This is a genomic window from Flavobacterium hauense, from assembly GCF_054457175.1.
In genome coordinates this window covers 42,622-68,856 of the sequence record NZ_JBTKVX010000014.1, presented here as the reverse complement: position 1 = coordinate 68,856, position 26,235 = coordinate 42,622, and the positions used below count along the sequence as shown (strand labels likewise).

The following is a 26,235-nucleotide window of genomic DNA, read 5'->3' as shown; positions in this document are numbered from 1 at the left end:
GACTCGTTTATTTAGAAAATTTTTGTAATTCTGATTCAATTTTAGCAAGCTTCTTGTCAGCCTGCTCTTTATATTTTGTGCTTGGGTTGAATTTAATCAACGCATTGTAATTTGTTTTAGCCTGCTCTAAACGTTCTCCCATTTTAGTGAAGATACTGTTAATTGCCAGCTGATATGAAGAGTCAAACTTATAATACAAAGCATCTTCTTTATATATTGTACCCGGATGATCTAAGATAAAATTATCAAGTGCTTTCATTGCTGCATTGTGATCTCCGGTGTATTCCGAAATCGTATTGTATTGCTTGGCGATCTCAAAAGCTTTTTTATCCAGTTTATCCCTAAGCTCTTTAACTAATGCATTAGCTTCGGCCATATGTTGTGAGTTAGGATAGTTGTCAACAAAATTCTGAAGCTTGTCCAGAGCCTTGTAAGTATCTACCTGATCCAACGAATATACCGGCGACAGCATATAATAACTTTTGGCCCCTAAAAACCCGGCTTCTTCAGCCTTTTCACTCCTTGGGTAACCAGCTGTAAAACTTTCAAACTGATAACCTGCAGTATAATATTGTTTGGTTTTATAAAGTGCCTGAGCATACATATAAAACATTTTTTCCGCCTGAGGTTTACCTCTGTATGAAGGAGCAATTTGTTCAAAAAGCCTTATGGCCTTACTATAATTCCCTTTTTCATATTGCTTTTCAGCTACTTCGTATTTAAGCTTTATATCGTCTCTCTTAAGAGCTTTTTGGTACTCACTGCACGATGTAAACGCTAATGCGAATAGAAGTATATAAAAGTATCTTGCCATATAAGTTAGTTATGCTGCACAACAGCGGCTATTAAAAGCAACTGCAAAATTAGTTAATAATTATTGAATATAAAATCTTTTTTTCACAGCCTTTCAGCCATAAAAAAAGATGCCTTTCTCAGGCATCTTCCTTAAAACTTATTTTTGTGCTATTTATTGCACGATATCATGTGAGGTTGCAGTAAAATTCTTCATGTCATTATCAAAAAGATAAAGACCTCCTTTATCGTCACCTATAAGATCTATCTTATCAAGTATCACCTTAGCGCTGGCTTCTTCTTCAATCTGTTCAGAGACATACCATTGAAGGAAGTTATGTGTAGCATAATCTTTGCTTGTAAGCGCAATATCAACAAGATCGTTGATGCTTGCCGACACTTTCACTTCATGCTCATAAAGCTGCCTGAATAATGCCCTTATCGACGAATAATCCAGCCTTGGCTCATCAAGTGCCGAGATTGCACCTTCACCTCCACGCTGGTTTACATACTTTAATAACTTAAGCATGTGCTGTCTTTCTTCGTCAGATTGCCTGAACATAAAAAGAGCGATACCTTCAAAACCTTTGATTTCGGCCCATGAAGCCATAGCTAAATAAATCTGGGAAGACTCAGCTTCCATCCTGATCTGCTCATTGAGCGCTGCCTGCATTTTATCCGATAGCATACTAAACTGTTTTAATGTTATCTATACAAATTAACGGATTTTTTTTACAAAGTCACCCAGTCTGCCTGCTAAATCTTCGTTAACAGTAACCAACGGAAGCCTCACCACATCTTCACAAAGACCTAAGTGTTTGAATACCGACTTGATACCTGCAGGATTACCCTGTTCAAAAATCATATCGATTGAATCGGCAAGCTTGTAGTGAAGTGCATAAGCCTCATCAACTTTTTTCTCACGGCCAAGGCGAACCATTTCAGAGAACTCCTTAGGGAATCCCTCTCCTATAACAGAGATAACCCCTGCCCCACCGGCAAGAACCATTGGAAGCGTGACCATATCATCTCCTGATATCACAAGGAAATCCTTAGGACAACCCTGGATAAGCTTCATTGCCTGAACGATATCCCCGGCAGCTTCTTTAATAGCCACTACATTGGCAAAATCATTCGCCAGGCGGATAACCGTTGCCGGAAGCATATTGCTTGCCGTACGTCCCGGTACATTATATAGGATAACAGGAACCGGAGATGCCTCAGCTACTGCTTTAAAATGCTGGTAAATACCTTCCTGCGTTGGCTTATTATAATACGGAGATACCGAAAGTACCGCCACAAAAGCCGAAAGGTCACGTGTTTTAAGCTCCTCTACAACCTCAGCTGTATTGTTGCCACCCACGCCAAGCACTACAGGTAACCTGCCTGCATTTGCCTTTAACACGGTCTTTATAACAAGTTCCTTTTCATCTTTGGTAAGTGTAGCAGCCTCTGCTGTAGTACCAAGTACCACAAGATAGTTTATACCGCCATCTACCTGATAGTTCACAATTCTTTCCAGTGCTTCAACATCTACCGAAAAGTCTTTCTTAAAGGGGGTAATGAGCGCAACGCCCGTACCTGTTAATGATTGCATGTTAAATTTTATTTAGGATTTTTAAATACTTGAACAATTCTGAGACAAACTCAGTATACTTTTCCGCCTGGGTGCTTATCATAAAGTTGTTCAGGCGCTTGTCTACATTAGAAAAACCAACCTTAAATTTCGCTTTAGACTTTAACGTTGCCAGCACAAGCGGTGGCTTCTCTACATCGTAATAACTGATAAGCATATCAAAAGGCGTATTGATGAATGCCGCAACGTCTTCTTTTGTAAAATTTCCTGTTGCCGATATATCTTTACGGGTGTAATGACAGCAATCTACTATTTCTTTCTTTTTAATGCGCTCTTTAAAACTAAGGGTTTCGATATCGCTTCTTTTGATGCCGTTAGAAATAAGCTCAAGGATAAGACTCTCTTTATCAAAAAAATAGCTTTCATCTATAAGGATCCCTACTTTAGTCACAACTTCAGAATCGGCTACCGGTTTATATCCCGTTAAACTTTTCTTAATGATCTTTTTAAGGGCAAAATCTTTAATAAACTTTAAAAACATAGTACTTTTACTTGTCGATTACAAAATTAATTCAAATAACGGTCATCACAATGACATTACCAAAAAAGTATAACACAGCCATCCGATGGTTTGTTTTATTTTTAACAATACAGCTATATATAGCCTGCGGCACTGCAGGTATGTACAATACCCGCGTAGAAGCGGCTAAAATTGGTATAAATGCAACATCTCCGCAGGATAATTCGGTTGAAAGCTACATTACGCCCTACAGGGATTCAATAGCGGCCGACCTGAGCACTGTGTTTGCTTATGCTCCCGAAACATTCGATAAAAGCAAAGGTAAGTGGAATACCACAATTGGCAATATGCTTGCCGAAGCTACTTTTGAAAAAGCCGGTAAATTGTTTTTCGCCAAAGAAAAAAAGCATGTCGATATGTGTATGCTCAACCATGGAGGCATACGTTCCATCATACCGAAAGGACCGGTAACATTACAGACAGCCTTTGAAATAATGCCGTTTGAGAACAGCGTAAAAGTTGTCGCGCTCAAAGGAACGCAAATTCGTGAGATGGCTGCTTACATTGCCCGCGAAGGCAGGCCGCATCCACTGGCAGGAATTACAATAACGCTCGACACGAACGGGCAGCCAACAGCAATTGCAATTCAGGACAAACCATTGGACAATGACAGGACCTATTATATCGCAACCATCGATTACCTTATAGGCGGCGGCGATAACATGGCCTTTTTTGCAACCAATGAAGGCGTTTACGACCTGGAATACAAACTGCGCGATCTGTATATTGATTATTTTAAAGACATAGACACCCTGCCGGTAATAACCACCCAGCACATAATAACCAAATAGCCATGAAGAGAAGGGATTTTATACAAAAGACTGCAGCCGGATCAGCATTGGTACTGGGAGGATTATCATTGAGCAGCTTTACAGCTCCGGATGTAAAAAAAATAACCATACTGCATACGAACGATGTACACAGTCATATCGATCCGTTTCCTGCGGATGACCCCAAATTTCCGAATATGGGTGGCGCAGCACGCAGGTCGGCAGTGATACAGCAGATAAGGCAGGAGAACCCCAACACCTTGTTATTAGATGCCGGGGATATCTTTCAGGGAACCCCCTACTTTAATTTTTATGGCGGCAAGCTCGAATTCAAGCTTATGAGCATGATGCAGTACGACCTGGCAACAATGGGCAACCATGACTTTGACAATGGCCTCGAAGGTTTTAAGAAACAATTGCCCCATGCCTCTTTCGACTTTGTATCGGCTAATTATGACTTTAAAAACACCATATTAGACGGTCTTGTAAAACCATATAAGACATTTGTAAAGGATGGTATAAAGATAGGGGTATTCGGACTGGGAATTGAATTGACCGGACTGATAGAAAAGAAGAATTACAAAGAGACTGTTTATAACGACCCGCTGGCTGTTGCACAGGACATGGCACGCATACTGCGCCATACCGAGAAATGCCAGCTCGTGATATGCCTGTCGCATCTTGGTTTTATGTACAAAGACGAGCCATCAAAAATATCCGACCTTACCCTTGCCCGAAACACCAAAGACATTGACCTTATCATCGGCGGACATACACACACCTTCCTGAACAAGCCTTATGTTGAGAAAAACAGCGACGGCAAAGAAGTACTGGTAAACCAGGTAGGCTGTTACGGCCTCAACCTTGGGCGCATTGACTTTTATTTTGAAGAAGGAAGAATGTCTGCTAAAGGAAAAACTATTGTAGTTTAAATTCGCTTCTCTTAGTCCTGCGTTTTACTAATCCCGAGATTATATATACCAACCCACAGGAAACAGCCGACATTACAACAAAGTAACCAAGGCTGGTAACCGCTTGTAATATAACATCGTTTGGCACAAAAGAGTTTCTGATATAAACAACCTTCACTAAATTAATTATCAGGTTAGTGACCGAAAAACAAAATATCAGCCCGAGAATGGCGGTCACTTTTTCTTTACGTTCTATCAAAAAGCTTTTTGGATTAAAAGTAAACATCAATACTACCATGAGAAGCGGCAGCAGCAGATAGATGACCCCCATAAAAAAACCGCTGAAATCGGTTAACCAAAACGACACCGCCCATTGCATTGCCACGATCTGCAAGACAGCAATACCGTAGAAGACCATGAATAACTTCCACGGATTATAATCGCTCCTTTGCGGTACAAATTCGTCTTCTTTCAGTAAATCTTCCATTATACAAATATAGTTTTTGTAATCTCAGCGAGATATTTATTCCGTATCTTTCCTTTTAAAACCCGAAAATCATCAGCTATGAAATTCCGTGCAGCACGACATACCGACAATCCTGACCCAATCACAACCTTCTATACCGAAATATTGGGACTGGAAATACTGGGCAGCTTTAAAGATCATAACGGATATGATGGTGTTTTTATTGGACAACCTCGAGCCGACTGGCATCTGGAATTTACAACCTCAGCCGAACCGGCACATCACCAGCCTGATGAAGACGATCTATTGGTTTTTTATCCTGCATCTGCAGCCGAATACACAACCATAACAGCGCGTTTCGCAAAACACAATATCCCGACAGCCGAACCCAAAAATCCGTACTGGAAGGTTAACGGTACGCTTTACAAAGACCCGGATGGGTTTGGAGTGATGATTGTGAGTCCAAAATAATTCACGGCTCAATGTCATTCTGAGCGCAGCGTAGCGAAATCGAAGAATCTCTATAAATTGAGATTTGTTGCACCAGTTCGGCTTTCAGCTTCGTGTCTCCACTCCATTTCATTGCGGTCGAAATGACAGAAATTTAAAAAATGAAAAAACATTAAGCAGCCGTAATAAGCTGAAACTTCTCGCTCTTATCGATAAGCTCTGTCGCGCTTCCTGTGTAGAGGATCTCGGCGGCTTTTTCAAAAATTATGGCTTCGTGCACTTCATATTCCTCGAGGGGAATTTCAAGTAAAAGATAGGTATTAAAATCGTTTGTAGTTTCAACGTGATTGCGAAGGTCTTCTGAAGCGCCGGTATCGCCACAACGCAGGCTTAAAAGTGTAGCTTCCCTGCCTATGATGCTTTGTGCGGCTTTCGCCAAAAAGTTTTCAGTTCCATTCTGTACATCTTCAAATCCCGACTTACAACTTTCCGGGAGCTGCAAAACAATAAAGTAGTAGTTCCTCATAGTGGTGATTTTAAATAGTTCCCTAAAATACTAATAAAATCAACACATTCAACACTTATTAACATTTTAATAAGGTTTTAAACAATCAGGCTGTTAATATTGTTGATAAGTACAATTCAGCAAGAGTAGGATTCCACTCCATTGGAGGGGTGGCCGAAGGACGGGGTGGTTCTTTAGAGATTCTTCACTCTGCTTCGCGACGTTCAGAATGACACACTGTAAACTACTTCGGACATTGGACCTCTGATATCTTTATTCCTCCTTAATTTTCGACAGGTCAACACCCAGTTTAGCAAACTCTTTTTCGCCAAGAGGGGTAACATAATACTGCTTATCGCCAGGCTCTGCTTTGGCTATCCATTGCTTTTCGATGAACTGCTCCAAAAGCAATGTTCCAAGCTTACCGCCCAGATGCGAGTAACAGGTTTTTGCGGGTTTGTGTGTTGTGGGCATACTATAAATTGATTACGATATCCATCTTCCAAATTCTTCTAATTTTATCCACTTACCATTTTTATATTTAAAAATATAACACTGCCCAGTACCGCCTGTATCCACTTCAATTACAGCATATTTTTTATCCCCCGAGAAAATAGGAGTACAAAACCTAAAACAATCTAACTCTTCACGTTTTTCATTCATAGCCTGTTGCATTGCCTGTTCAATCTTTTCGTCGCTCCATTTCTCATTTACAGCAGCGTAAACCTCATCATGCTTAAGTCCGTTAAGGCTATCTAAAACTTTCTTAGAAGTATTATAGGGCATTCTATGCCTCACGATTCCAAACATATGGCGATATTTATTATCATATTCTTGCTCCGAAACTGGTCTACCATTCTTCACGACATAACCAACCCAACTTACTGAAGTAGTATCAGAAGTTTCCAATAAACCTTTAGGGAAATCCGGATATTTTTTCAATAGCTCATTCCGCATAACTATTGCTTGTTCTTTTTCTACACCATCATGCCCAAAACCATAATCAGCATAATAAAAATATCTAAAATCCTTATCAACGACCGCTTCAGCAACATCGTTAAGAAAATCCTGAATGAATTTATCCTGAGCTTTCATATAGCAGGATAAAAACATTAGCATTACTATTAAATATCTTTTTAGTGTCATAAGTATTGAAATAATAATTTATTTTTAAATGTAAGAAACTTACTTGTATTAGCTATGATGTAAAGTTATAAAAACCCCATTTCCAAAAAAAACCTTACTTTAGCCCTACTAAAACAATGCAATGATTTCTGAAACCCAATTTCAGCACGAGTTACAGCTTATTATCGCCAATGCCATCCGTGAAGACGTAGGCCCAGGCGACTACAGTTCCCTTGCCTGCATACCGGCTTCGGCAACAGGAAAGGCAAAACTGCTGGTTAAAGATACCGGCATACTTGCAGGAGTTACTTTTGCCCAGCAGGTTTTCAACTACGTTGACCCACAATTACAAATAGAAGTTTTTATACACGACGGTACTCCCGTAACCCATGGCGACGTGGCGTTTCACGTTTCGGGATCGTCGCAGAGCATACTTAAGGCCGAAAGACTGGTACTTAACGCCATGCAGCGTATGAGCGCCATTGCTACCAAGACCGCACAGTACGTAACCCTGCTGGAAGGTACAGGCACTAAAGTGCTTGACACCCGTAAGACGACACCGGGCATACGTGCGCTTGAGAAATGGGCCGTGAAGATCGGCGGCGGCGAGAACCACCGTTTTGCACTATACGACATGGTAATGCTTAAAGACAACCATATCGACTTTGCAGGCGGCATCACCCCTGCCATCCAAAAAACACAGGAATACTTAAAGGCCAACAACCTTGACCTGAAAATAATCGTTGAAGCAAGGGACATTGATGAAGTTCGTGAGATCATCTCAAATCCGGGTATTCACCGTATACTGCTTGATAATTTTGATTATGACCAGACCCGTGAGGCCGTTGCACTTATCGGCGATTATTGCCAGACGGAATCGTCAGGAGGCATCAATGAAGATACAATGCGCCACTATGCCGAATGCGGAGTAGACTACATCTCATCGGGCGCGCTGACGCATTCTATCTACAATATGGACCTTAGCCTAAAAGCATTTTAATGTCAGTAGAACTGGAACATAAACTGGAGCGCATTCCTGTTGTAAAACACATTGTGCGTTTTGGCAAGAGCATCAAGATCCCTTATGGAGAAGGACTTACGCTTTACCACCTTATGGAACTGTACATTACTGGCATCATAAAAGGCGACTTGTCGTACCGTGCCGGGGCCATTGCGTTCAGCTTCTTTATGTCGCTTTTCCCGTTTGCGCTGTTCCTGCTTAACCTTATACCAAAAATACCCCTTGAGGGATTTGAAGCCGACTTCATGCAGTTCGTTGAGGACAATGTACCGCCAAACACCTTTGCAGCTATCAACGGCATTCTTCAGGATATCCTTCACAATAGCCAGACTAACCTCCTTTCAGTGGGTATCTTCATGGCTATCCTCCTTATGAGCAACGGCATGAACGCCATATTGAGCGGCTTCCAGAGCAGCCTGCACATTACCATAAAACGTACCTATTTTCGCCAATACGGATTAGCCATAGGGCTGTCGCTTTTCTTTGCGGTACTGCTCATCTTTACTGTAGCATCTATCGTGACAATCGAGGTTATCATTCATAAACTCACATCCCACGGTTTCCTTAGCGATGATGTCTACCTGTTGAAGTTTGGGCGTTATGGCATACTTATACTAATGGTACTTACCATAACTTCATTGTTATTTAAGTATGCAGCCAAAGAAACACGCACCTCGGCTTTCTTTAGCTACGGGTCGGTTCTAAGCACCGTTTTATTCGGCTTAACCTCTTATGGATTCGGGATTTATGTCCTTCGGTTCGCCAAGTACAACCAGCTTTACGGATCAATTGGCACGTTACTTGTATTAATGCTTTATATATGGATCAACTGCTTTATTCTTTTATTAGGATTCGAATTAAACGCGCTTATCCATAAATTAAAAAGAAAAAATTTATATATTTAACAAAATCTAAAAAGCATTTTTATGAAACGAGCAATTTTTACATTCTTATTCATCGTTGTAGCAGGTATCTGTTCTGTAAGTGCACAGGTAACAGGCAGGTGGAAAACCATTGACGACGAAACCGGACAGCCAAAATCTATTGTTGAGATCTATGAGCAGAACGGAAAAATTTACGGTAAAGTAGTAGAGATACTTAATCCTGCAAAAAAAGACGCAAAATGCACCAAATGTAAAGGTGCCGATAAAGATAAACCTATCCTTAACCTTGTCATCATTAAAGGTCTTACCAAAGACGGTGAAGAATATACCGACGGTGATATCCTTGACCCAAACAAAGGCAAGCTTTACAGCTGCACGATCAAACTTGACGGTAAAGACAAGCTTGACGTTAGAGGCTACATGGGCATCTCGATGCTAGGCCGTACACAGACGTGGCAGAGGGTGAAATAACAGTTCGCAGTCGCAGTATTCAGTAGGCAGTTTCCACTGTTGCTGTTTTAAAAATATAAACACTTCCTAACGGAGGTGTTTTTTTTATGGGAATGAGTGGCATTCCCCTCCTCTGGAGGGGTGGCTGAAAGCCGGGGTGGTTCATCTATAATCTAATATTTGTTATCAGAATTAACCACCCCGCCCTACGGGCACCCCTTCAAAGGAGGGGAATCCTACTCTTACTGACAACTGTGAACTGTAAGCTGTGAACTGTAAACTATATGCATTATATTTGTAATCCAAACACTGTATATGCCGTTTTTCATAGAAGTCGTACTGCCGCTGGCACTTGCCAAAACCTTTACCTACTCCGTTAACGAGGCAGAATATGCCTTTTTACAGACAGGTATGCGTGTGGCGGTTCCGTTTGGGAAAAATAAAATATATACGGGTTTAGTATTAGGCAAACACCAAAATCCGCCGCAGCTGTATGAGGCAAAAGACATCCACCAGATACTGGACGATACCCCTCTGGTAACCCAATCGCAGATCGACCACTGGCAGTGGATCGCAACATATTATATGTGCAGCCTTGGCGAAGTATATAAAAGCGCCATGCCAAGCGGTTTCCTGCTCGAAAGCGAAACCATAATCTCTTCCCGTCCCGATTTCAACATACAGGATGAAGAGCTATCTGACGATGAATATCTGATTTACGAAGCATTACAAAAGCAGTCGGCACTAAAGGTACAGGAAGTGGTATCGATACTGAACAAAAAGACAGTGCTGCCGGTACTGAATAAGCTTATTGCTAAAAATGTAGTCTCCCTTCAGGAAGAGATCAGTGAGAAATACAAGCCAAAAACCATACGCTATATACGTCTACAGGAAGAGTTCCTGCAACAGGAGCAGCTTAGCGGACTTATGGAAGTACTATCACGTGCCCAAAAGCAGCGCGATGCCGTAATGCAGTATTTCCAGCTTCAGGCTTCAGACAAGAATCCTGTTACAGTAAAAAAACTAATTGAGGCAGGCGCGACATCAACAGTAATAAAATCATTGATTGACAAAGGTATCTTTGAGGAATACCACCTTGAAGAAGACCGTGTTCAGTTTGAAGGCTCTGATACTGCAGGCTTTGGCCTCAGCCCGAAACAATTACAGGCTTTTGAGGAAATAAAAACGAGCTTTACACAAAAGGAAGTCACGCTATTACACGGCATCACTTCAAGCGGAAAGACAGAGATCTATATCAAACTGATCGAAGAATATATCGCAACAGGAAAACAGGTACTCTACCTGCTTCCCGAGATTGCGCTTACCACCCAGCTGGTTGTAAGGCTAACAGCCTATTTCGGCAATCAGGTAGCGGTATTCCATTCTAAATATTCCAATAACGAACGTGTGGAAACCTGGCAGCAGGTACTTACAGGTTCAGAGAAGGCTAAGGTAATCATTGGGGCACGCTCTGCATTATTCCTGCCTTTTTCCGATCTGGCTCTTATCATCATCGATGAAGAACACGAACAGACCTTCAAGCAGACCGACCCTGCCCCACGCTATCATGCCCGTGATGCAGCCATAGTTTTGGCGAATGCCCACAAAGCAAAAGTACTGCTGGGATCGGCCACTCCGGGAATCGAAACCTACTATAATGCTACACATGGCAAATATGGCTATGTAGAACTCAGGGAACGTTTTGGCAATGTGATGCCTCCCGAAATCATACTCATCGATCTTAAAGACAAATACAAGCGCAAACGCATGACAGGCCATTTCAGTGATGAGATGATCGATGCGATTGCAGAGACTTTATATAATGGCAAGCAGGTAATTCTGTTCCAAAATCGAAGGGGATTTTCTCCCTGGGTAGAATGCATGACCTGCGGACACGTTCCGCAATGCCCGCAATGCGACGTGAGCCTTACCTATTACAAGTACAAAAATGCGCTTCGCTGCCACTATTGCGGCTACAACATTGCTAATCCTACCAACTGCCATAAATGCCATTCGACCGATCTAAACACCAAAGGTTTTGGCACAGAGCAAATAGAACTGGAACTCAAATCGCTGTTCCCGAATAAGAATTCGTGGCGTATGGACCAGGACACCACGCGTGGCAAACATGGCTATGAGAAGATAATCGACGCATTCAAGAACCGTGAGATTGACATACTGGTTGGCACCCAAATGCTTGCCAAAGGACTGCATTTTGACAATGTAGGAATGGTAGGCATTCTAAATGCCGACAATATGTTGTTCCAACCGGACTTTCGCGCTTTTGAACGTGCCTACCAGATGATGGTTCAGGTTGCAGGGCGCGCCGGACGTAAAGATGTGAGGGGAAAAGTATTTATACAGACATACAATCCGCTGCATAATGTTATCCAACAAGTGACGACCAATGATTATGAAGGCATGTATAAAGAACAAGTATATGAAAGGCATAACTTTAAATACCCTCCTTTTTACAGGCTTATCCGCATTACATTGCGCCATAAGGATTACGAAAAAGTGAAAGACGGCGCTTTATGGCTATACAATGTGCTGTCACAAAACATAGGCGTTCCCATACTGGGACCGGAAGAACCGGGCATCAACAGGATCAGGAATGAGTACATCCGGACGATAATGATAAAAATTCCCAATGGTGTCGCATTAGGAAGCACCAAAAAAGCGATTGAAAGAACCCTTAGCAGTTTCGAGGCTGTACCGCAATACAAGCCTGTAAGGGTTACCATTAATGTAGATCCGTATTAAAAATAGAACCCACAAAAAAACTGAAGCTTTTGACTTCAGTTTTTTGTTTTATTTATTTAATGCTTTCGCAAGATCTTCTTTTTTATTCCGGCTAAGCGGAATCTTGGTATTGCCAATTTCGGCAAACTTACTATTGAAACGGTCTACCTTATCTGTATTAATGATAAACGATTTATGCACCCTCAGGAATTTTTCGGAAGGAAGCTCGTTCTCAAAAGACTTCATTGTAGACAATACAAGATGCGTTTCGTCTTCGGTATTCAGTTTTACATAGTCACCAAAAGCCTCGATCCATTTTATTTTAGAAATAAATATCTTGAAGTTTTTAAGGTTACTCTTAATAAAGATAAAGTCCCCATCGTCATCCGTGGTTTCTTTTTTACGCTGGGCGGCCTCAATAGCCTTTTGTACTGCTTTATTAAAGCGGTCTTTGGTAATAGGCTTATGGAGGTAATCTACAGCGGCATAATCAAAAGCTTTTAATGCATAATCCGATTTAGATGACACAAAGATAATCTGCGGCCTTGTTTTAAGGCCGTCAAGAAGGTCGAAACCGCTTTGAACCGGCATTTCAATATCAAGAAACAGAAGGTCGACATTCTTATTAAGAATACAACTCCTGGTTTCAGACGCATTGGAAAAATCACCCACGAGAGTAAGGTCCGGATGTTCATTGACCAGTTTAGCGATTGTTATCCTATGTATTGTACTGTCATCGACAACAACACAGTTAAGTTTCATTGGCTTTTTAGATTAGCAAGTTCAGTAAATTTTCTTTTTTGGCTGGACGAATACAAATATAAACAAAAAAACCTTTTTTTTAACACTCTAAATTTCAAATTTAATTATTGCGCATTAAATAAAAATCACTATTTTTGCACCCAATTTTATAACAAATAAATACTTAGTATTATGAATCACTATGAAACTGTTTTCATCTTGAATCCCGTTTTATCTGAAACCCAGGTAAAGGAAACAGTAAGTAAGTTTGAAGATTTCCTTACTTCTCGTGGAGCCAAGTTTACTGCAAAAGAGGATTGGGGCCTGAAAAAACTGGCTTACGAAATCCAAAACAAAAAAAGCGGCTTTTACACGCTTTTCCAATTTGAAGCTCCGGCTGAGATCCTTATCGGATTCGAAACTGAGTTCCGTCGTGACGAGAGAGTTATGCGTTTCTTAACTGTTGCTCTTGACAAACACGCTGTATCTTGGGCAGAAAGAAGAAGAGAAAAACTAAAATCTAAAGCAAACTAATTATGTCTACAATAGAGCAATCAGCTAAAGGCAAAAAAGACGGAGATATCAGATATCTTACGCCTTTGAACATAGAGACGAACAAGACTAAAAAGTATTGCCGTTTCAAAAAATCAGGTATCAAATATGTAGATTACAAAGATCCTGATTTCCTATTGAAATTTGTTAATGAGCAAGGTAAGATCCTTCCTCGTCGTCTAACAGGAACATCTCTAAAATACCAGAGAAAAGTATCTGTAGCGGTAAAAAGAGCACGTCATTTAGCATTAATGCCATATGTGGCTGATTTATTAAAATAAAAACGAGTCATTGTAATGGAACTTATACTTAAGCAAGACGTTCAGAATCTAGGATTTAAGGACGATGTAGTTACAGTTAAAGCCGGATATGGCCGTAACTACCTAATACCACAAGGTTTTGCTCACATGGCAACTCCAACAGCTAAAAAAATACTAGCTGAAAACTTAAAACAACGTGCATTTAAAGAGCAAAAAGCTGTTAATGACGCTAAAGTTATTGCAGAAGCTCTTAAAGCTCTTGAAATAAAAATTACTGCTAAAGCAGGTGGCGAGAAACTATTTGGTTCTGTAACCAATTCAGATATCGTTGAAGCTCTTGAAAAAGCAGGACAGTCTATCGACAGAAAATACATCACTAGCGGAATCGTTAAACGTACAGGTAAATATACTGCTAACGTTAGACTTCACCGTGACGTAATTATTGAACTTCCTTACGAGATTGTTGCTGAAGCACAACAGTAATTTTCAGAATTATATGAAAAGCCTCCTTATAGGAGGCTTTTTTATTTATAAATATTTTCATTACTGCAATCTCTCCATTAAATTTGCCGCTTTGAAACTTTGCAACTTATACAATGAAATACGCAAGACTTACCAAAGAACAACTTGAAGAACTGCACCCGGAATTTGTACGCTTCCTTGCTTCCCAGCAAATAGACAAAGTAGAATGGGACAAACTGAAGGAAGAAAAACCCGAGGTAGCCGAACAGGAAGTTGATGTTTTCTCAGACATGATATGGGATAGCGTGCTTGAAAAAGCAGAATGGCTGGAACATTACTCCAAAAACCATATTTTCCTTTTTAAACTTGATGCAGAAGGAATGGAAAGCATTGTAATACATGCTCACAACACTCCTGCCGATTTTATGACCGAAAGCGGGCTTATATGGCTAAACGAAAATATCTTTTCAGAGGAAGTACACCTTACGCGCGGTAAAAAAGCCTTTGGCGAAGACCGCAAAGCAGAAATTTTCAGCCTGATCGAACAGGGTGCAATCCTTAGCGATGGTGTTTTGTACGGGCAGATCGTTGATATGTTTTAAAAAAAGTTGCTGAGGAACTAAGGTTCTTAGGAACTTAGGTCGGTCAATACCATTATATTGCTTTGTCATTCTGACGAAGGAAGAATCTAAAAATAAACGTATAGGCTAATTTTACAGGTAAAAAATTAACCTATACGTTTATTAATTTTTAAAAGTTAGCTAAATTAGCAGGGCAAACTAACATTTTAATAAATGGATACCCTTCAGACCATTCAGGCACTGCGCGAAGAGCTTAACCAGCACAATTACAACTACTACGTACTCGATAACCCTACCATATCCGATTTTGAGTTTGATATAAAACTTAAAGAACTCCAGGCACTTGAGGCGAAGCACCCTGAATATTTTGATGAGAACTCCCCTTCCCAACGTGTAGGCGGCGCCATTACCAAAAATTTCAATACTATAGTTCACGAAAGGCGAATGTATTCACTCGATAACGGTTACTCTAAAGATGAGTTGCTGGAGTGGGAAAAACGCGTCCACAAAGGACTTGGAACCACTGCTGTGGAATTTGTTTGCGAACTTAAATATGATGGCGCATCGATAAGCATATCCTATGAAAATGGGGTGCTTACCAAAGCCGTTACCCGTGGCGACGGCTTTCAGGGTGACGAGGTTACCACCAACATCAAAACCATTAAAGCTGTTCCCTTAAAACTTAAAGGTAACGACTATCCAGAGAAATTTGACATTCGCGGCGAAATCATCCTGCCTCTTGAGGGCTTTGCCAAAATGAACCAGGAACTGATCGAAATTGGAGAAACTCCCTACTCCAACCCAAGAAATACCGCTTCAGGGAGCTTAAAGCTTCAGGACAGTGCAGAAGTTGCCAAACGTCCGCTTGACTGCCTCCTGTATTTTATAGTAGGCAATAACCTGAATTTTAAAACCCAGTTCGAAGGCCTTGAAAAGGCAAGGCATTGGGGCTTTAAGGTTCCGAAACAGTCGGAGTTGGCAAAAAACATGGACGAGGTATTTGCCTTTATTGATCATTGGGATACCCATCGCCATGACCTTCCTTATGAAACTGATGGCGTTGTTATCAAAGTAAACGACCTGCACCAGCAGGATGAACTGGGCTATACTGCCAAATCACCACGCTGGGCCATTGCCTATAAATTTAAAGCAGAGCGTGTTGCTACACGCCTCAACTCCATATCCTACCAGGTTGGACGTACGGGTGCAATTACACCTGTTGCTAATCTTGAGCCTGTACAACTGGCAGGAACCATCGTAAAACGCGCATCGCTCCATAATGCCGACCAGATAGAGAAGCTGGATGTGCGCGTAGGCGACGAAGTATTCGTGGAAAAAGGCGGCGAGATTATACCGAAGATCATTGCGGTAGATTTTACCAAACGCCCCGAGGGTTCCATGCCTACGATTTATATCGACAAATGCCCGGAATGCTTTACCGAACTGGAACGCAAAGAAGGCGAAGCGCAACACTACTGCCCTAACTTCTACGGCTGCCCGCCACAGATCATTGGGCGTACGCAGCATTATATTTCGCGTAAAGCAATGGACATTGAAGGCCTTGGCGGCGAAACCGTTGCACTTTTATACAATGCCGACCTTGTGCATAACTATGCCGACCTGTATGAACTGAAAAAAGAGCAGGTAGTTCCGTTAGAACGCATGGCTGATAAGTCGGCGCAAAACCTGATTGACGGTATCGAAAAATCAAAACAGGTACCATTTGAGCGTGTATTGTATGCACTGGGTATCCGTTATGTAGGTGAAACCGTTGCCAAGAAACTGGCAAAGCACTATAAGACCATTGATAACCTGGCGAATGCCTCATTGATGGACCTCATACTTGTTGACGAGATTGGAGAGCGTATCGCGCAAAGCGTAATCGCTTTTTTTGAGAATGAAGAGAACCGTAAGATCGTGAAGCGACTTAAAGGCTATGGTGTTCAGCTTGAAGCTTCGGCGGACAACAACACCAGCATAAGCGATAAGCTAGCCGGAAAAACTTTTGTGGTATCTGGCGTGTTTGAGAAATTCTCCCGTGATGACCTTAAAAAAGCCATCGAAGATAATGGTGGTAAAGTGGGAAGCTCTATCTCATCTAAAACACATTATGTAGTAGCCGGAGATAATATGGGCCCTGCCAAGCTTGAAAAGGCAACGCAGCTTGGTGTGGCGATTATCAGTGAGGATGATTTCATTAATCTATTGAATAATTAAAATGGTTTTCAACTTCTTCAGTAAAAAAGTCGACATAAAAAAAGTTTTTGAAGAGAGTGAAAACATTTTATCAAGATTGATTACTTTAAAAAACCTTTTAGAAAAAGGGAATCATAGTGGTCAGGCTAAATTCATAGAGCAATTAATAATTCTATTGCAATCAAATAAAATTGAATCAATACCTATATTTATTAAACTTATTCAGGGAGTTGATATGTGGGGTGGTGCTGGTGCAGTGTGGGAAGTTTATTTTGAAAAAGAAGACTTAGAAAAATCATTTATTCGGGAAATGATACAGCTAACAAACCTGATGGATAAGGCAAGAATTTCAAATACAAGGATTAAAGATTTAATGAAAGTTTTAACCTCAATATAAACGTCATACTCATAACTTAAAAAGCCGTAAATGAACTGGATAAATATACTGCCAAAACTAAGAAACTAAGCTCCTCAGAACCTTAAAAAAATGCTCTTTAACTCCATACAATTTGCTTTTTTCTTACCTATAGTATTCCTGCTATATTGGTGGATTGGCCCTAAAAACCTGCGGAAACAAAATATATTACTGTTTGCTGCAAGCTATTTTTTTTATGCCTGCTGGGACTGGCGTTTTCTGTTTCTGCTGATGTTCTCTACCCTGTTAGATTATTACACAGGATTGAAAATGGAAGATGCCAAAAGTCAAAAAATAAAGAAAATATGGTTTTGGATCAGCATCTGCATAAACCTTGGATTCCTTGGAACTTTTAAATATTATAACTTCTTTGCAGAAAGCTTTGCGGATGCCGTTTCAAACTTTGGACTGACTGTAAATCCTACTACATTAAACATCATACTTCCTGTAGGCATTTCATTTTATACTTTTCACGGACTGTCATATGTAATAGACATTTACAAAGGCCGTATTACTGCCGAAAAGAATTTTATAGACTATGCCTTGTTCGTAAGCTTCTTTCCTTTACTTGTAGCAGGTCCCATTGAGCGGGCAACGCACCTGCTTCCGCAAATAAAACGGAAACGCATCTTTAATCTGGACAATATGAAAGATGGCCTCCGCCAGATACTATGGGGGCTATTTAAAAAGGTTGTCATTGCTGATCAGTGCGCCCAATATGCCAATGCTATTTTTAATAATTCAGACCAGCTCACAGGAAGCAGCCTCGCCTTTGGTGCCCTGTTCTTTACTTTCCAGATGTATGGTGATTTTTCGGGTTACTCGGATATTGCCATTGGAACAGCAAAACTTTTTGGCATAGACCTGCTACGCAATTTTGCATATCCTTATTTCTCAAGAGATATTGCCGAATTTTACAGGAGATGGCATATTTCGCTATCCAGTTGGTTAAGGGATTACATTTATATTCCGCTTGGCGGCAGCAAAACCAATACGCTTAAAATGATACGAAACATTTTTATCGTATTCATACTTAGCGGTTTCTGGCATGGTGCCAACTGGACTTTTATAGCATGGGGAACCCTTAATGCTATTTACTTCCTACCACTTATCTTAACTAATACACACCGTAAGAACATCGAAATAGCCGCAAAAGGCAGGTTTCTTCCATCTCTGGTCGAAGTCAGGGGGATAATGATAACTTTTGGACTGACAGCTTTTTCCAGGATATTTTTCAGGGCAGAAAGCATAAGCCATGCGTTCAGCTATATAGGCACATTATTTTCGCCCTCATTGTTTTCAGCTCCTGATTTTGAAAAGAAAAAAATTGCCTTTTTTTTAATTGGCATAACACTTATTTTCCTGTTTATTGAATGGATTGGCCGTGAGCAGCCACACGCACTAAAAACTTTTGGACTTACCTGGAGCCGTCCTGTACGATGGACGTTTTATTATGTCCTTATTTTTGCCATTATTGTATATGGTGGCAAAGAACAGCAATTTATTTATTTTCAGTTTTAATCATGAAAAAGCTATTCGTCTTATTGCTTAAGTTTTCCATTCCTTTAATAGGCGTGGCGCTTATTTATATATGGGCAGATCCTTTTAAGGTGATCTGGCATTACAACACCAGCTTTTATGAGACCAATACTACAGTCAGTATCAGTATGAACAAAGATTATGTGAGTACCGCTACCTATGACAACCATTTTAAGGATAAAAAATATGATTCCTTTATTTTTGGCAACTCACGCTCTATCATCTATGAAATAAGTGAGTGGAAAAAATATATACCTGAAAATAGTAGTCCTTATCATTTTGATGCCTCGGCTGAAACAATATATGGCATTAGCAAAAAGATACAATATATAGACAGTAAGAATGAAAAGATAAACAATGCGTTGCTGGTGTTAGACCACATGATACTGAACCGGGACAAAAGCCTGGAAGGCCATAGTTTTGTAATTTCCCCACAACTGACTAATTATAAAAACCTGACCAGCTTTCACTTTCAGTTCTTTAAAGCATCTTTATCCCATGAATTCCTGCCCGGATACCTTGAGTATAAAATAACCGGCAACGTGAAACCTTACATGTACCGGGGCGCTTTGAACACAGAAGATTTTTTGTATGACTCAATAACCAATGAAATGCGTTATACCATAATCGACAAAGAAATCGCTTCCGGAAAATTTTACACTGCCGAACGAATGAAAGTATTCTACAAAAGAGGCTTTGTTCAGGAATATGCACCGGCAGTCATACAAGAGAAGCAAAAAATGCAGCTTGGTGAAATAGCTGAAATATTCAAAAGGCAGGGTACAAAATATAAAATTATAATAAGCCCTCTTTATGACCAAAAAAAGCTGAATGCCGCTGATATGGCTTATCTTATAAAGATGTTTGGAAGCGGGAACATTTATGATTTCTCAGGTATAAATAGCATTACAAATGATTACAGGAATTATTACGAATCATCACATTACAGGCCTCATGTAGCCACTTCAATTCTGGAAAAAGCATATGCCAAAAAATAATTTATGTAATTTTACCGCAGAAAGCACTACCACTGAATGAACATTAAACTTCTTGCCATAGGCAAAACCGACAATAAAGCATTGCAGCAGCTTATAGACGATTATACCAAACGTCTGTCTTTTTATGTGAAATTTGAACTGGAGATCATTCCGGATATCAAGAACGTAAAAAACCTTAGCGAAGCTCAGCAAAAGGAAAAAGAAGGCGAATTGATACTATCTAAGCTCTCTCCTACCGACCAATTGGTTTTACTGGATGAGAATGGAAAGAACTTTAGCAGTGTTGGTTTTTCGGAAGAACTGCAAAAGAAAATGAATTCAGGGATCAAGACTTTGGTATTTGTTATCGGAGGGCCATATGGCTTTAGTCAGGAAGTGTATGGCAAAGCACAGGGCAAAATATCATTGTCGTTAATGACCTTCTCTCACCAGATGGTGCGTTTGTTCTTTATAGAGCAGGTATACAGAGCGTTTACGATATTGAGGAACGAACCGTATCACCATCAGTAAATAATTATGAATTGAGAATTACGAATTACGAATTTTATGTTGATGTAATTTCTAATTTGTAATTCGTAATTCTTCGACAATCTTAATCGTTTCCACTGCTTCTTTCACGTCGTGTACTCTTAAAATATTCGCGCCTTTTTGTAAAGCTATAGTATTAAGCACTGTAGTTCCGTTAAGCGCCTCCTGAGCAGTGATATCAAGCAGCTTGTATATCATAGATTTTCGGGACATACCTGCAAGTATTGGCAGTTCTGTCATTTTGAAAAGCTCCATTTTGTTCAGCACCTCATAGTTTTGTGACAGCGTTTTGGCAAAACCAAATCCCGGATCGATGATAATATCATCAATACCAAAACTTCTTGCAGCTGCTACCCTTTCCGAAAAGTAAAACAGCATCTCTCCTACTATATCTTCATACTGCGTTAGCTTAACCATGGTCTGTGGTGTTCCGCGCATGTGCATCATGATATAAGGCACTTTCAGTTGTCCAACAGTTTCAAGCATCTTGTTATCGAGCATACCGGCAGCAATATCATTAACAATGGCCGCACCGCTTTCAACCGCAGCTTTGGCAACAGCCGCGCGAAAGGTATCTACAGAAATTAGCGTATTGGGAAAATGTTTCAGCAGTAATTCAACCACCGGAATCATTCGGGCAAGCTCCTCTTCTTCCGAAACGAATTCGGCATTGGGTTTAGAGGAATATGCACCTATATCAATAAAGTTGGATCCTTCTGCAAGCATTTTTTCCGCCTGATTAACAAACTGGCTTTCGCTTTTGTATTTTCCGCCGTCAAAAAAAGAATCGGGAGTACAGTTCAGGATACCCATTACTTTGGGTTGTGATAAATCGATAAGCCTGCCTTTACAGTTGATGAACATAACTTCTATTTTAAGATTGCCCTTGCCTTTGGGGGGCTTTTTTATTACATTTGAAAAAATTTCACCCACAAAGATACTACTTAAAATGAGTAATACTTCTCAGGAATACGACAAGGTAATTGCAATCTGCAGACAGCTATACATCAACAAAATGAAAGATTACGGAAGTGCATGGCGCATACTTCGCCTGCCATCGCTTACCGACCAGATATTCATTAAAGCACAGCGCATCCGAAGCCTTCAGGAGAATGAAGTACGCAAAGTGGATGAGGATGAGACAGGTGAATTCATCGGGATCATCAACTATTCCATCATGGCACTTATAAACCTTGAAAAAGGCGTAGCTGACCAGCCTGACCTTGACGTGGAAGAAGCAACCAGACTTTATGATGAAAAGCTTTTCCTTACCAAAACACTTATGGAAGCCAAGAACCATGACTATGGTGAAGCATGGAGGGATATGCGCGTAAGTTCGCTTACCGACCTTATCCTTCAGAAGCTGTTGCGCGTAAAGCAAATCGAAGACAACAAAGGTAAGACTCTTGTATCTGAAGGTATTGATGCCAATTATCAGGATATGATAAACTATGCTGTTTTTGCCCTGATATTAATGAAATTCGGTCAATAACAACTCATTAACAAATCGAATTGGCTTAAGCCTTATTTTTGAGAAAAAACTTATACCCATGGAAAACGTCAAAAAATATATTCCCTTAGCAATACGCATTATTGTTGCCTTTTTATTTTTGATTTCGGCTGTAGCCAAAATGTATCCGTCGCCTTATTTCGCGATCTCAACATTTGAGGTAAAACAGCTGTACCCTATGGGCTTCTCTGAAGGTTTTGCCCCGCTTTTTTCAAGAACACTTATAGGAATTGAATTTGCACTTGGCCTCTTGCTGCTTCAGCCGCATTGGCTAAAACGCTTTGTGATTCCTTCTACTATAGTATTACTGGTTGTCTTTATCGCCCACCTGACTATCCAGACAATCAGCAGCGGTAATGCCGGCAATTGCGGTTGTTTTGGCGAACTATTGCCAATGACTCCTGTAGAAGCCATTATCAAAAATATTGTGGCCGTAGGATTATTGGTTTGGTTATACAAATTATTGCCTGCAGGTTCTGACCGTAATAACTTTTGGGTACTTACAACTGTAACTCTGGCTACCATACTGGTAATATTCATGATGGCACCAATACAGCCGGTACAAAACATCACTATTGATGATTCAGGAGCAATTGAAGTACAGGATATTACCGAAGAAACTCCAACAGATACTGTAACTACTGTATCTCCCGAAGCAACTGCAACTCCTTCTGTTACTGAAACCGAAAAGGACGTTAAAGAAGTGGTTACAATTGATGAGCCTAAACCTGCTAAATCAGGATATGCATCTTATTTTTCGAATGTAGATAAAGGAAAAAAGATTGTTGCGTTATTTGCCCCGGGCTGTGAGCATTGTATGGAAACTGCCAAACAACTTACCGAAATGAAAGCCAAAAACAAGGACTTCCCTCAAGTACAAATAATCTTTATGGATGAGGAAGCAGAGAAGATTCCTGACTTCTTTAAATTCGCCGGAGCACAGTATCCACACAAAATAATTGACATTATTACATTCTGGAAAGTACTTGGCAACAGTAACGATACCCCTGGTGTTGTTTACCTGTGGAATGGTAATAAAATCAAGGAATGGGATGGCATCAACGAAAAGAAATTTGTCGCTTCTGAACTAATGAAGGTGTATAAAAAACCGTATTCTGAGGTTAAGAAGTAATTTTTAGTATTGAGATGTTAGATTTGAGATAATAGATGATAGACCGGAAAGACATTTTCAAATTTTCAAATTAACCAATTTTCAAATACATACAAGTTGATCAAATACTTTCTAAATAAAACAGGTTATGCGCTGCTTACGCTTTTTGGCGTAGTGACAGTGATTTTCTTTCTTTTTACGGTACTGCCGGGGGATCCTGCACGCATGATGCTGGACCAGAATGAGAATTCTGAGCAGCTGGCACTCATCAAAAAGAAATATGGTTTTGACCAGCCTGTCTCCACCCAATACCTATATTACCTCAACGATTTGCTGCCTGTGTCTTTCCACAGCACTACTGAAGGTGATTATACCTACCTGAGCGAAGGAAAATACAGTGCATTGAAATTGTTTACCATTGGTGGAACGACAACTGTTTTAAAAGTCCCTTACCTCAGGGAAAGCTTCCAGAAGAGTGGTAAGAAGGTAACTAAGGTAATAGGCGACACATTGCCTAACACGATCGTACTAGCATTCTTTGCCATTATCATAGCGATAGTAATAGGTATCATCTTCGGAATCATTTCAGCATTATATAAAGACACCTGGATAGACAGGACCATTGCACTGGTGAGTACGCTGGGCATGAGTCTTCCGAGTTTCTTTGCAGCGATATTGTTTGCATGGCTGTTTGGCTTCGTACTGCATAAATTCACCAATCTTGACATGACGGGCAGCCTTTATGAGGTAGACGATTTTGGTGAAGGCTCGTATATAAAATGGAAGAATATCATATTGCCGGCAATCGTATTAGGCATACGTCCGTTGGGCGTGGTAATACAGCTGATGCGTAACTCCCTGCTCGAAGTATTGAACCAGGATTATATACGTACCGCAAGGGCAAAAGGCCTTAGCGAAATACGCATTGTTCGCAAGCATGCACTTAAAAATGCCCTGAACCCTGTAGTAACCGCAATTTCGGGATGGTTTGCATCGATGCTAGCGGGAGCCGTATTTGTTGAATATATATTTGGATGGAACGGCCTAGGCAAAGAGGTCGTTGAAGCGCTTAATACACTTGACCTCCCGGTAATTATGGGATCGGTACTGGTTATCGCGACTACATTTGTCATCATCAATATCCTTGTTGACCTCATCTATGCGTATCTTGACCCGAGGATACGACTATCATAATTTTTTAAACAAAAAGGTCACAAAGTATACACTAAGAACACAAGGTTGATCCTTGAGGAAACTGTTCATTATCCAAAGCTTAGTGAACCTTGTAAAAAAAACATTGTGCGCCTTGTGGTTAATAACAGCGAAAACGATATAATAACTTTTAATGATAATTCCATCATAAATATTTCGTTTTGGTCGGGTATTTGTAAGATTGGTTATTGTAAATTTGTTACTCTTTAATTTCAAAAAATGAAAAAACTGCTTTTACTACCTATAGTCCTGCTTAGCATAATATCATGCTCTCAAGCACAGGAAACTGCTTTTACACAAGCAACACTTGATTCTAAAATGACCACGCCTGACGGCAAAGAAGTTGCTTTTAAAGACGTGCTTGCAAAGCACAAAGGCAAAACAGTGGTAATCGATGTATGGGCATCATGGTGTCCTGACTGTATCAAAGGGATGCCAAAAGTGCACGACCTGCAAAAACAGTTTCCAAATGTAGATTACGTTTTCCTATCGTATGACAGGGTTGATGATAAATGGAAAGAAGGAATCGAAAAGTATGCTGTAAAAGGCGACAACTACCACGCAGGCAAGAGCATGAAAGAAGGTGCATTTGCCGAAGGCATTAAACTGGACTGGATTCCGCGCTACATGGTGGTTGACAAAACAGGAAAAATCGCATTGTTCAAAGCTATTGAAGCTGACGATGCCAAACTTATCGCTATTCTAAAAAAACTTAAATAATGAGAAAACAGATTGTTGCAGGAAACTGGAAAATGAACAACGACAGCGCACAGACCCAAGCCCTGATCGCTGATCTTATCGCTAAAAAACAAGAAGGCGGCATAGCTAAAGTTGTGATTGCCCCTACCTTTGTTAACCTGCAGGCTGCTGTACAGCAGACAAACGGAACAGGAATTATTGTTGCAGCACAAAACATGCATCAGGCCGAAAGCGGCGCTTATACAGGAGAAATTTCTGTAGGCATGCTTAAAGGCATCCACGTAAACACGGTGATCCTTGGCCACTCTGAAAGAAGGGCTTACTTTGGTGAAACCAATGCTTTATTGGCAGAAAAAGTAAATACGGCTCTTAAGCATAACCTAACTATCATTTTCTGTTTTGGCGAAGAGCTTGCAGACAGGCAGTCGGGTAACCATTTCAATCTTGTTGAATCTCAGTTAAGGGAAGGTTTATTCCACATCAGCGAAAGCGAATGGAGCAATATCGTTCTGGCCTACGAGCCGGTATGGGCTATTGGTACAGGCGAAACAGCATCTCCGGAGCAGGCTCAGGAAATGCATGCATTCATCCGTAACCTTATCGCAACTAATGTTAGCGAGACTGTAGCTAAAGACACTTCTATACTTTACGGAGGAAGCGTTAAAGCCGATAACGCACGTGAGATATTCGGCAAGCCGGATGTTGATGGCGGACTTATTGGCGGGGCATCACTTAAAGCGGATGACTTCCTTGCTATCGTGAACGCTATTTAATTAGCATAACACATATAAATGAAAACGGTACTCAAATGAGTACCGTTTTTTTATGTATACAAAAATGGGAAACATAGCATAAAAGCAATATTAAAAACAGAGAAAAGCAGCAGAACAAGATTCATCATCCGCGAACTGTTTTTATTCTTAACCCAACGGATTATAAAAATTACTGGTAAAGCAAAAGTGAGCAATAAAAAGAACACCGAAAACATCTCATATAAAGCGCCTAAAACAACAAATTCATATATATCGATTGCTTTGGTAGAAAACCAAAACATAAAAACGATAAAATTTACTGCTATAAAAAGCAAGTTTTTCGACTCTGATGTTTTCTCCTGTGTATTCAGCATATAGTCATCTCTTATGACATAAATATAAAAAGA

General features: G+C 40.4%; 31 protein-coding genes. 21 read left to right on the top strand and 10 right to left on the bottom strand.

Annotated features, from left to right (window positions below; translation table 11 throughout):
* Window positions 1-7: 7 nt before the first annotated feature.
* The 4 genes from ACX0HA_RS11605 to ACX0HA_RS11590 form a co-directional block, all read right to left on the bottom strand.
* Window positions 8-814, bottom strand: a complete 807-nt coding sequence (locus tag ACX0HA_RS11605; protein ID WP_458845453.1) for an outer membrane protein assembly factor BamD — start codon at window positions 812-814, stop codon at window positions 8-10.
* A gap of 153 nt (window positions 815-967) precedes the next feature.
* Complete coding sequence (locus ACX0HA_RS11600; protein ID WP_458845452.1) at window positions 968-1,480, bottom strand: ferritin; 513 nt, start codon at window positions 1,478-1,480, stop codon at window positions 968-970.
* A 30-nt stretch (window positions 1,481-1,510) separates the two neighbouring features.
* Window positions 1,511-2,389, bottom strand: coding sequence for a 4-hydroxy-tetrahydrodipicolinate synthase (gene dapA, locus ACX0HA_RS11595; RefSeq protein WP_458845451.1), 879 nt, complete (start codon window positions 2,387-2,389; stop codon window positions 1,511-1,513).
* A gap of 1 nt (window position 2,390) precedes the next feature.
* Window positions 2,391-2,909: a DUF6913 domain-containing protein gene (locus tag ACX0HA_RS11590; RefSeq protein ID WP_458845450.1), complete on the bottom strand. Its 519-nt coding sequence runs from the start codon at window positions 2,907-2,909 to the stop codon at window positions 2,391-2,393.
* A 50-nt stretch (window positions 2,910-2,959) separates the two neighbouring features.
* On the opposite strand from ACX0HA_RS11590, the gene ACX0HA_RS11585 reads away from it, so the two are divergent.
* Window positions 2,960-3,739 carry a 5'-nucleotidase C-terminal domain-containing protein gene (locus ACX0HA_RS11585; protein ID WP_458845449.1) on the top strand — a complete coding sequence of 260 codons (780 nt, stop codon included), beginning with the start codon at window positions 2,960-2,962 and terminating at the stop codon, window positions 3,737-3,739.
* Between the two features lie 2 nt (window positions 3,740-3,741).
* Complete coding sequence (locus ACX0HA_RS11580; RefSeq protein WP_458845448.1) at window positions 3,742-4,650, top strand: bifunctional metallophosphatase/5'-nucleotidase; 909 nt, start codon at window positions 3,742-3,744, stop codon at window positions 4,648-4,650.
* On the opposite strand, the gene ACX0HA_RS11575 is transcribed toward ACX0HA_RS11580, so the two are convergent.
* Entirely contained in the window at window positions 4,637-5,116 is a 480-nt protein-coding gene (locus ACX0HA_RS11575; RefSeq protein WP_458845447.1) for a hypothetical protein, read from the bottom strand. The two genes, ACX0HA_RS11580 and ACX0HA_RS11575, sit on opposite strands and share 14 nt — an antisense overlap.
* A 78-nt stretch (window positions 5,117-5,194) precedes the next feature.
* Here ACX0HA_RS11575 and ACX0HA_RS11570 point away from each other — a divergent pair, with 78 nt between their 5' ends.
* The gene (locus ACX0HA_RS11570) at window positions 5,195-5,566 is read left to right on the top strand and encodes a VOC family protein (protein ID WP_458845446.1); all 372 of its coding nucleotides are present in this window, start codon (window positions 5,195-5,197) and stop codon (window positions 5,564-5,566) included.
* A gap of 151 nt (window positions 5,567-5,717) precedes the next feature.
* Here ACX0HA_RS11570 and ACX0HA_RS11565 read toward each other — a convergent pair whose 3' ends face one another.
* From ACX0HA_RS11565 to ACX0HA_RS11555, 3 genes are all read right to left on the bottom strand, one after another.
* Window positions 5,718-6,071: a hypothetical protein gene (locus tag ACX0HA_RS11565; protein WP_458845445.1), complete on the bottom strand. Its 354-nt coding sequence runs from the start codon at window positions 6,069-6,071 to the stop codon at window positions 5,718-5,720.
* A gap of 252 nt (window positions 6,072-6,323) precedes the next feature.
* Complete coding sequence (locus tag ACX0HA_RS11560) at window positions 6,324-6,524, bottom strand: ArsR family transcriptional regulator (RefSeq protein WP_458845444.1); 201 nt, start codon at window positions 6,522-6,524, stop codon at window positions 6,324-6,326.
* Window positions 6,525-6,536: 12 nt separating this feature from the next.
* Complete coding sequence (locus ACX0HA_RS11555) at window positions 6,537-7,145, bottom strand: hypothetical protein (protein ID WP_458845443.1); 609 nt, start codon at window positions 7,143-7,145, stop codon at window positions 6,537-6,539.
* A 172-nt stretch (window positions 7,146-7,317) separates the two neighbouring features.
* Between ACX0HA_RS11555 and nadC the strand changes: the two genes are divergently transcribed.
* From nadC to priA, 4 genes are all read left to right on the top strand, one after another.
* Entirely contained in the window at window positions 7,318-8,175 is an 858-nt protein-coding gene (gene nadC / locus ACX0HA_RS11550; protein WP_458845442.1) for a carboxylating nicotinate-nucleotide diphosphorylase, read from the top strand.
* Complete coding sequence (locus tag ACX0HA_RS11545; protein WP_458845441.1) at window positions 8,175-9,101, top strand: YihY/virulence factor BrkB family protein; 927 nt, start codon at window positions 8,175-8,177, stop codon at window positions 9,099-9,101. The genes nadC and ACX0HA_RS11545 overlap by 1 nt, the downstream gene beginning before the upstream one ends.
* A 21-nt stretch (window positions 9,102-9,122) precedes the next feature.
* Window positions 9,123-9,551 carry a DUF2147 domain-containing protein gene (locus ACX0HA_RS11540; protein ID WP_458845440.1) on the top strand — a complete coding sequence of 143 codons (429 nt, stop codon included), beginning with the start codon at window positions 9,123-9,125 and terminating at the stop codon, window positions 9,549-9,551.
* 294 nt (window positions 9,552-9,845) lie between these two features.
* On the top strand, window positions 9,846-12,293 hold the full coding sequence (gene priA / locus ACX0HA_RS11535; protein ID WP_458845439.1) for a replication restart helicase PriA: 2,448 nt from the start codon (window positions 9,846-9,848) through the stop codon (window positions 12,291-12,293).
* Between the two features lie 48 nt (window positions 12,294-12,341).
* Here priA and ACX0HA_RS11530 read toward each other — a convergent pair whose 3' ends face one another.
* Window positions 12,342-13,034 carry a LytR/AlgR family response regulator transcription factor gene (locus ACX0HA_RS11530; protein WP_458845438.1) on the bottom strand — a complete coding sequence of 231 codons (693 nt, stop codon included), beginning with the start codon at window positions 13,032-13,034 and terminating at the stop codon, window positions 12,342-12,344.
* A gap of 171 nt (window positions 13,035-13,205) precedes the next feature.
* Between ACX0HA_RS11530 and rpsF the strand changes: the two genes are divergently transcribed.
* The 9 genes from rpsF to rlmH all read left to right on the top strand — a co-directional run bounded on the left by rpsF (window position 13,206) and on the right by rlmH (window position 20,526).
* Window positions 13,206-13,547 (top strand): 30S ribosomal protein S6, encoded by a 342-nt coding sequence (gene rpsF, locus ACX0HA_RS11525; protein WP_458845437.1) that lies wholly within the window; start codon window positions 13,206-13,208, stop codon window positions 13,545-13,547.
* A 2-nt stretch (window positions 13,548-13,549) separates the two neighbouring features.
* Window positions 13,550-13,846, top strand: a complete 297-nt coding sequence (gene rpsR / locus ACX0HA_RS11520; RefSeq protein WP_020211613.1) for a 30S ribosomal protein S18 — start codon at window positions 13,550-13,552, stop codon at window positions 13,844-13,846.
* Between the two features lie 15 nt (window positions 13,847-13,861).
* Entirely contained in the window at window positions 13,862-14,308 is a 447-nt protein-coding gene (gene rplI / locus ACX0HA_RS11515; protein WP_458845436.1) for a 50S ribosomal protein L9, read from the top strand.
* A 113-nt stretch (window positions 14,309-14,421) separates the two neighbouring features.
* Window positions 14,422-14,889: a DUF6495 family protein gene (locus ACX0HA_RS11510; protein ID WP_458845435.1), complete on the top strand. Its 468-nt coding sequence runs from the start codon at window positions 14,422-14,424 to the stop codon at window positions 14,887-14,889.
* A 192-nt stretch (window positions 14,890-15,081) separates the two neighbouring features.
* Window positions 15,082-17,085: an NAD-dependent DNA ligase LigA gene (gene ligA / locus ACX0HA_RS11505; protein WP_458845434.1), complete on the top strand. Its 2,004-nt coding sequence runs from the start codon at window positions 15,082-15,084 to the stop codon at window positions 17,083-17,085.
* Window position 17,086: 1 nt separating this feature from the next.
* Window positions 17,087-17,461, top strand: coding sequence for a hypothetical protein (locus ACX0HA_RS11500; RefSeq protein ID WP_458845433.1), 375 nt, complete (start codon window positions 17,087-17,089; stop codon window positions 17,459-17,461).
* 90 nt (window positions 17,462-17,551) lie between these two features.
* Window positions 17,552-19,000, top strand: coding sequence for an MBOAT family O-acyltransferase (locus tag ACX0HA_RS11495; protein WP_458845432.1), 1,449 nt, complete (start codon window positions 17,552-17,554; stop codon window positions 18,998-19,000).
* Window positions 19,001-19,002: 2 nt separating this feature from the next.
* On the top strand, window positions 19,003-20,016 hold the full coding sequence (locus ACX0HA_RS11490) for a hypothetical protein (protein ID WP_458845431.1): 1,014 nt from the start codon (window positions 19,003-19,005) through the stop codon (window positions 20,014-20,016).
* Window positions 20,017-20,052: 36 nt separating this feature from the next.
* A complete protein-coding gene (gene rlmH, locus ACX0HA_RS11485) occupies window positions 20,053-20,526 on the top strand; it encodes a 23S rRNA (pseudouridine(1915)-N(3))-methyltransferase RlmH (RefSeq protein WP_458845430.1) in 474 nt (157 codons plus the stop codon).
* Window positions 20,527-20,577: 51 nt separating this feature from the next.
* On the opposite strand, the gene folP is transcribed toward rlmH, so the two are convergent.
* Entirely contained in the window at window positions 20,578-21,408 is an 831-nt protein-coding gene (gene folP, locus ACX0HA_RS11480) for a dihydropteroate synthase (RefSeq protein WP_458845429.1), read from the bottom strand.
* An 85-nt stretch (window positions 21,409-21,493) separates the two neighbouring features.
* Here folP and ACX0HA_RS11475 point away from each other — a divergent pair, with 85 nt between their 5' ends.
* From ACX0HA_RS11475 to tpiA, 5 genes are all read left to right on the top strand, one after another.
* A complete protein-coding gene (locus ACX0HA_RS11475; RefSeq protein ID WP_458845428.1) occupies window positions 21,494-22,036 on the top strand; it encodes a DUF1599 domain-containing protein in 543 nt (180 codons plus the stop codon).
* Window positions 22,037-22,094: 58 nt separating this feature from the next.
* Entirely contained in the window at window positions 22,095-23,186 is a 1,092-nt protein-coding gene (locus tag ACX0HA_RS11470; protein WP_458845427.1) for a MauE/DoxX family redox-associated membrane protein, read from the top strand.
* A gap of 96 nt (window positions 23,187-23,282) precedes the next feature.
* Window positions 23,283-24,359, top strand: coding sequence for an ABC transporter permease (locus tag ACX0HA_RS11465; RefSeq protein WP_458845426.1), 1,077 nt, complete (start codon window positions 23,283-23,285; stop codon window positions 24,357-24,359).
* A gap of 237 nt (window positions 24,360-24,596) precedes the next feature.
* Window positions 24,597-25,097: a TlpA family protein disulfide reductase gene (locus ACX0HA_RS11460; protein WP_458845425.1), complete on the top strand. Its 501-nt coding sequence runs from the start codon at window positions 24,597-24,599 to the stop codon at window positions 25,095-25,097.
* Entirely contained in the window at window positions 25,097-25,849 is a 753-nt protein-coding gene (gene tpiA / locus ACX0HA_RS11455; RefSeq protein ID WP_458845424.1) for a triose-phosphate isomerase, read from the top strand. Before ACX0HA_RS11460 ends, tpiA begins: the two co-directional genes overlap by 1 nt.
* Window positions 25,850-26,235: the final 386 nt, after the last annotated feature.

Excerpts from the sequence above, each read along its gene's own strand:
- ACX0HA_RS11460 (WP_458845425.1), top strand. The coding sequence starts at position 24,597 with ATGAAAAAACTGCTTTTACTACCTATAGTCCTGCTTAGCATAATATCA.
- folP (WP_458845429.1), bottom strand. The coding sequence starts at position 21,408 with ATGTTCATCAACTGTAAAGGCAGGCTTATCGATTTATCACAACCCAAA.
- ACX0HA_RS11580 (WP_458845448.1), top strand. The coding sequence starts at position 3,742 with ATGAAGAGAAGGGATTTTATACAAAAGACTGCAGCCGGATCAGCATTG.
- ACX0HA_RS11590 (WP_458845450.1), bottom strand. The coding sequence starts at position 2,909 with ATGTTTTTAAAGTTTATTAAAGATTTTGCCCTTAAAAAGATCATTAAG.
- rpsR (WP_020211613.1), top strand. The coding sequence starts at position 13,550 with ATGTCTACAATAGAGCAATCAGCTAAAGGCAAAAAAGACGGAGATATC.
- ACX0HA_RS11530 (WP_458845438.1), bottom strand. The coding sequence starts at position 13,034 with ATGAAACTTAACTGTGTTGTTGTCGATGACAGTACAATACATAGGATA.
- ACX0HA_RS11605 (WP_458845453.1), bottom strand. The coding sequence starts at position 814 with ATGGCAAGATACTTTTATATACTTCTATTCGCATTAGCGTTTACATCG.
- nadC (WP_458845442.1), top strand. The coding sequence starts at position 7,318 with ATGATTTCTGAAACCCAATTTCAGCACGAGTTACAGCTTATTATCGCC.
- ACX0HA_RS11585 (WP_458845449.1), top strand. The coding sequence starts at position 2,960 with ATGACATTACCAAAAAAGTATAACACAGCCATCCGATGGTTTGTTTTA.
- rlmH (WP_458845430.1), top strand. The coding sequence starts at position 20,053 with ATGAACATTAAACTTCTTGCCATAGGCAAAACCGACAATAAAGCATTG.
- ACX0HA_RS11540 (WP_458845440.1), top strand. The coding sequence starts at position 9,123 with ATGAAACGAGCAATTTTTACATTCTTATTCATCGTTGTAGCAGGTATC.
- ACX0HA_RS11575 (WP_458845447.1), bottom strand. The coding sequence starts at position 5,116 with ATGGAAGATTTACTGAAAGAAGACGAATTTGTACCGCAAAGGAGCGAT.
- ligA (WP_458845434.1), top strand. The coding sequence starts at position 15,082 with ATGGATACCCTTCAGACCATTCAGGCACTGCGCGAAGAGCTTAACCAG.
- ACX0HA_RS11510 (WP_458845435.1), top strand. The coding sequence starts at position 14,422 with ATGAAATACGCAAGACTTACCAAAGAACAACTTGAAGAACTGCACCCG.
- ACX0HA_RS11495 (WP_458845432.1), top strand. The coding sequence starts at position 17,552 with ATGCTCTTTAACTCCATACAATTTGCTTTTTTCTTACCTATAGTATTC.
- dapA (WP_458845451.1), bottom strand. The coding sequence starts at position 2,389 with ATGCAATCATTAACAGGTACGGGCGTTGCGCTCATTACCCCCTTTAAG.
- priA (WP_458845439.1), top strand. The coding sequence starts at position 9,846 with ATGCCGTTTTTCATAGAAGTCGTACTGCCGCTGGCACTTGCCAAAACC.
- ACX0HA_RS11555 (WP_458845443.1), bottom strand. The coding sequence starts at position 7,145 with ATGAAAGCTCAGGATAAATTCATTCAGGATTTTCTTAACGATGTTGCT.
- ACX0HA_RS11490 (WP_458845431.1), top strand. The coding sequence starts at position 19,003 with ATGAAAAAGCTATTCGTCTTATTGCTTAAGTTTTCCATTCCTTTAATA.
- ACX0HA_RS11570 (WP_458845446.1), top strand. The coding sequence starts at position 5,195 with ATGAAATTCCGTGCAGCACGACATACCGACAATCCTGACCCAATCACA.
- ACX0HA_RS11475 (WP_458845428.1), top strand. The coding sequence starts at position 21,494 with ATGAGTAATACTTCTCAGGAATACGACAAGGTAATTGCAATCTGCAGA.
- ACX0HA_RS11600 (WP_458845452.1), bottom strand. The coding sequence starts at position 1,480 with ATGCTATCGGATAAAATGCAGGCAGCGCTCAATGAGCAGATCAGGATG.
- ACX0HA_RS11565 (WP_458845445.1), bottom strand. The coding sequence starts at position 6,071 with ATGAGGAACTACTACTTTATTGTTTTGCAGCTCCCGGAAAGTTGTAAG.
- ACX0HA_RS11545 (WP_458845441.1), top strand. The coding sequence starts at position 8,175 with ATGTCAGTAGAACTGGAACATAAACTGGAGCGCATTCCTGTTGTAAAA.
- ACX0HA_RS11500 (WP_458845433.1), top strand. The coding sequence starts at position 17,087 with ATGGTTTTCAACTTCTTCAGTAAAAAAGTCGACATAAAAAAAGTTTTT.
- ACX0HA_RS11470 (WP_458845427.1), top strand. The coding sequence starts at position 22,095 with ATGGAAAACGTCAAAAAATATATTCCCTTAGCAATACGCATTATTGTT.
- rpsF (WP_458845437.1), top strand. The coding sequence starts at position 13,206 with ATGAATCACTATGAAACTGTTTTCATCTTGAATCCCGTTTTATCTGAA.
- tpiA (WP_458845424.1), top strand. The coding sequence starts at position 25,097 with ATGAGAAAACAGATTGTTGCAGGAAACTGGAAAATGAACAACGACAGC.
- rplI (WP_458845436.1), top strand. The coding sequence starts at position 13,862 with ATGGAACTTATACTTAAGCAAGACGTTCAGAATCTAGGATTTAAGGAC.
- ACX0HA_RS11560 (WP_458845444.1), bottom strand. The coding sequence starts at position 6,524 with ATGCCCACAACACACAAACCCGCAAAAACCTGTTACTCGCATCTGGGC.